This is a genomic window from uncultured Microbacterium sp., assembly GCF_913776565.1.
Lineage (GTDB): Bacteria > Actinomycetota > Actinomycetes > Actinomycetales > Microbacteriaceae > Microbacterium.
The window spans coordinates 1-4794 of record NZ_CAJYPF010000232.1; the positions used below are offsets into that span (position 1 = coordinate 1).

The window sequence follows — 4794 nt, forward strand, 5'->3', positions numbered from 1 at the left end:
CGCGGGGCGCCGGACGCGCCGTGGCGGATGACGACGGCATCCGCGCCCATCGCGACCTCGGGCTGGATCACCGCGGGCGTGGTCAACGCCGGCGACGGCACCCACGAGCACCCCACCCAGGCCCTGCTCGACGCGTTCACCATCCGCAAGCGCCTGCACGGCGACGCCAGCCGCGGCCGCGACCTCGACGGCATCCGGGTCACGATCGTCGGCGACGTGCTGCACTCCCGTGTCGCCCGCTCGAACGTGTGGCTGCTGCACGCGCTCGGGGCGCATGTCACCCTGGTCGCCCCGCCCACCCTCGTCCCGCAGGACGTCAGCGGCTGGCCTGTCGAGGTGGACTACGACCTCGACCACGCGATCGCGGCCGGACCCGACGCGCTCATGATGCTCCGCATCCAGCTCGAGCGCATGTCGGCCGCGTATTTCCCCACTGAGCGGGAGTATTCCCGTCGGTACGGCCTCGACGCGCGGCGTTTGCAGGCCCTGCCGGGCGGTAGCATCGTTCTACACCCCGGTCCGATGAACCGGGGCCTGGAGATCTCCGCCGAAGCCGCCGATTCCCCGCGCTCGACGGTGCTCGAGCAGGTCACGAACGGTGTCTCCGTGCGGATGGCCGTGCTGTACCTGCTGCTGGCGGGCGAGCGGCCCGACAGCGAGAGAGAGGACCTCCGATGAGCGACGCCACCCCCCAGACCTTTCTGGTGCGCGGCGCGCGCGTCGAGGGGCGGGATGCCACCGACCTGCTCGTGAAGGACGGCGTCATCGTCGAGACCGGCTCGGGCCTGTCTCACGCCGGTGCGACCGTCGTCGACGCCGACGGGCTGATCGCCCTCCCGGGCCTGGTCGACCTGCACGTTCACCTGCGCGAGCCCGGGTATGAGGCATCCGAGACGATCCTCACCGGCTCGCGGGCGGCCGCGGCCGGCGGCTTCACCACCGTCTTCGCGATGCCGAACACCTCGCCCGTCGCCGACACGGCCGGCGTCGTCGAGCAGGAGCTCGCACTCGGCGAGGCGGCGGGCTACGTGCACGTGCAGCCGATCGGCGCTGTCACGGTGGGGCAGAAGGGCGAGCGGCTCGCCGAGCTCGGGGCGATGGCCGACTCCCGCGCCCGCGTGCGCGTCTTCAGCGACGACGGCTTCTGCGTGTTCGACCCGCTGATCATGCGGCGAGCGCTCGAGTACGTGAAAGCCTTCGACGGAGTGATCGCTCAGCACGCGCAGGACCCGCGTCTCACCGAGGGCGCGCAGATGAACGAGGGCGCCGTCTCGGCCGAGCTGGGTCTGACCGGCTGGCCGGCCGTCGCCGAGGAATCGATCATCGCGCGCGACGTGCTGCTGGCCGAGCACGTGGGGTCGCGCCTGCACGTGTGCCACCTGAGCACCGCCGGTTCTGTCGACATCATCCGCTGGGCCAAGAAGCGCGGCGTCAATGTCACCGCCGAGGTCACCCCGCACCACCTGCTGCTGACCGACGAGCTCGTGCGCGACTACGACGCCCGCTTCAAGGTCAACCCGCCGCTGCGTCGCGAAGAAGACGTGATGGCCGTGCGCGAGGGCCTCGCCGACGGCACGATCGACATCGTCGCCACCGACCACGCCCCGCACCCGACCGAGGCGAAGGCCTGCGAGTGGGCCGCCGCGGCGAACGGCATGGTGGGGCTCGAGAGCGCGCTGCGCGTCGTGCATCACGCCATGGTCGAGACGGGGCTGCTCGACTGGGCCGACGTCGCCCGCGTGATGTCGGCGACCCCCGCGCGCATTGGCCGCCTCGACGGACACGGCACGCCGGTGGCCGCGGGACAGCCCGCGACCTTCACGCTCTACGACCCGCGTCCGCAGCGCGCGTTCGGCCTCGCCGATCTGCGCGGGCGCAGCACGAACTCGCCGTACCTGGGTCGGGAGCTGCCCGGCGAGGTGCGTTGGACCGTGCGCGCCGGCATCCCCACCGTCGTCGACGGTGCGGTGCTCGAGGCCCCCGGGGCGACCGCGTGACCCGCGAGGCCGCGCTGCTGGTCATGGCCGGTATCGCCGTCATCGTGCTGGCTCTGCTCGCGTGGGCCTGGGTGCGACGAACGCGGCGCGATGCGCGCTACTCCGTCCCGGTGGGGGAGCTGCCCGCGGATGCCGTCGAGACGGCGGTGTTCTCGGGACTCTACGTCGCCACGACCCGTCACGATGAGCCGCTCGAGCGCCTCGCCCTGAAGGGTCTGGGCTTCCGCTCCCGGGTCGACGTCACGGTGACCACCGCCGGCGTCGCCCTCGACCTCCCCGGCCAGCCCCGCATCGCGCTCACCCGCGACCGCCTCGTCGATGCCGCTCAGGCCACCGTCGCGATCGATCGCGTGGTCGAGCGCGACGGCCTCGCGCGCGTCACCTGGCGCCTCGACGACGACACGGTCGTCGACACCTACCTCCGTCCTCAGGAGGCCTCGGCCAAAGCCCTGGCCGACGCCATCCGCCCCCTCACCTCGACAGGAAGCGACTCATGACCTCCCTGATCCCCTCCGCGCTCTCCGCGCGGGAACCCGCCGTCCTCGTGCTCGAAGACGGCACCCGCTACACCGGCCGGGCCTACGGCGCTCGCGGCGAGACCCTCGGCGAGGTCGTCTTCGCCACCGGCATGACCGGCTATCAGGAGACGATCACCGACCCCTCGTACGCGGGCCAGATCGTGCTGCAGACCGCCCCGCACATCGGCAACACCGGGGTGAACGACGAAGACCCCGAGTCGCGTCGCATCTGGGTCGCCGGCTACGTCGTGCGCGACCCCTCGCGCATGGTGTCGAACTGGCGCGCGAACCGCTCGCTCGACGAGGCGCTCGTCGAAGACGGCATCGTCGGCATCTCCGGCATCGACACCCGCGCGGTCACCCGCCGCATCCGCTCCGAGGGCAGCATGCGCGGCGGCGTCTTCTCGGGCGAGGCCGCGAGCCTGGACGCCGACGAGCAGCTGCGCCGCGTGCGCGAGGCGCCGGGCATGGCGGGCCGCAACCTGTCGGCCGAGGTCTCGGTCAGCGAGGTCGAGGTCACCCCCGCGACGAGCGAGCGCATCGGCAACCTCGCCGTGCTCGACCTGGGCGTGAAGACCTCGACGATCACCAACCTCGCGGCGCGCGGCTTCGACGTGCACGTCTTCCCGCAGTCGGCGACGATCGACGAGATCCGCGCGATCGAACCGGTCGCGGCGTTCTACTCCAACGGTCCGGGCGACCCCGCGGCATCCGACCAGCACGTCGAACTGCTGCGGGCGGTGCTGGGAGACGGCCTGCCCTTCTTCGGCATCTGCTTCGGCAACCAGCTGCTGGGCCGCGCCCTCGGCTTCGGCACCTACAAGCTGCCGTTCGGTCACCGCGGCATCAATCAGCCCGTGCTCGACAAGACCACCGGTCGCGTCGAGATCACCTCGCAGAACCACGGCTTCGCCGTCGAGGCGCCGCTCGATGAGATCGTCGACAGCCCCGCCGGCTTCGGACGCGTCGAGGTCAGCCACATCGGCCTCAACGACAACGTCGTGGAGGGCCTGCGCGCCCTCGACATCCCCGCGTTCAGCGTGCAGTACCACCCCGAGGCCGCCTCGGGACCGCACGACGCCAACTACCTGTTCGACCGCTTCCGCGAGATGGTTCTCGCGACGATGGAGACCAAGAAGAATGCCTAAGCGCGACGACATCCACTCCGTCCTCGTCATCGGCTCCGGCCCGATCGTCATCGGTCAGGCCTGCGAGTTCGACTACTCCGGCACCCAGGCCTGCCGCGTCCTGCGCGAAGAAGGGGTGCGCGTCATCCTCGTCAACTCCAACCCGGCGACGATCATGACCGACCCCGACTTCGCCGACGCGACCTACATCGAGCCGATCACCCCCGAGGTGATCGAGTCGATCATCGCCAAGGAGAAGCCGGATGCCGTGCTCCCCACGCTCGGTGGACAGACGGCCCTGAACGCGGCGATCCAGCTCCACAAGCGCGGCATCCTCGAGAAGTACGACGTCGAGCTCATCGGCGCCGACTTCGACGCGATCAACCGCGGCGAGGACCGCCAGATCTTCAAGGAGCTCGTCATCGAGGCGGGCGCCGACGTCGCGGCATCCGTCATCTGCCACTCGATGGACGAACTGCTCGCCGGGGCCGAGAAGCTGGGCTACCCGCTGGTCGTCCGGCCGAGCTTCACGATGGGGGGCCTGGGCTCGGGCTTCGCGTACGACGAGGCCGACCTCCGCCGCATCGGCGGTGCGGGCCTGCACGACTCGCCCACCAACGAGGTGCTGCTCGAGGAGTCGATCCTGGGGTGGAAGGAGTACGAGCTCGAGCTCATGCGCGACACCGCCGACAACACGGTGGTCGTCTGCTCGATCGAGAACGTCGACCCCGTCGGCGTGCACACCGGCGACTCGATCACGGTGGCGCCCGCGCTCACGCTGACCGACCGCGAGTACCAGCGCCTGCGTGACATCGGCATCGACATCATCCGCGCCGTGGGCGTGGACACCGGCGGCTGCAACATCCAGTTCGCCGTCGACCCGAAAACGGGCCGCATCATCGTCATCGAGATGAACCCGCGCGTCTCGCGCTCGAGCGCGCTGGCGTCGAAGGCGACGGGCTTCCCGATCGCCAAGATCGCCGCGAAGCTCGCGATCGGCTACCGCCTCGACGAGATCCCGAACGACATCACCAAGGTGACCCCGGCGAGCTTCGAGCCCACGCTCGACTACGTCGTGGTCAAGGTGCCGCGGTTCAACTTCGAGAAGTTCCCCGCCGCCGACACCACGCTGACCACGACCATGAAGTCGGT

5 protein-coding genes are annotated in these 4794 nt (G+C 70.6%); all 5 read left to right on the forward strand.

From position 1 onward, the window contains the following. A partial coding sequence (locus QZ433_RS12915) for an aspartate carbamoyltransferase (protein ID WP_295784219.1) occupies positions 1 to 678 on the forward strand: 678 nt, incomplete at its 5' end. Continuing rightward, entirely contained in the window at positions 675 to 1997 is a 1323-nt protein-coding gene (locus QZ433_RS12920) for a dihydroorotase (protein ID WP_295784221.1), read from the forward strand. The genes QZ433_RS12915 and QZ433_RS12920, both read left to right, overlap by 4 nt. After that, complete coding sequence (locus QZ433_RS12925) at positions 1994 to 2494, forward strand: hypothetical protein (protein WP_295784222.1); 501 nt, start codon at positions 1994 to 1996, stop codon at positions 2492 to 2494. Before QZ433_RS12920 ends, QZ433_RS12925 begins: the two co-directional genes overlap by 4 nt. Next, a complete protein-coding gene (gene carA, locus QZ433_RS12930) occupies positions 2491 to 3663 on the forward strand; it encodes a glutamine-hydrolyzing carbamoyl-phosphate synthase small subunit (protein WP_295784224.1) in 1173 nt (390 codons plus the stop codon). Before QZ433_RS12925 ends, carA begins: the two co-directional genes overlap by 4 nt. Beyond that, on the forward strand, positions 3656 to 4794 hold a 1139-nt coding region (gene carB / locus QZ433_RS12935; RefSeq protein WP_295784225.1), incomplete at its 3' end, for a carbamoyl-phosphate synthase large subunit. The genes carA and carB, both read left to right, overlap by 8 nt.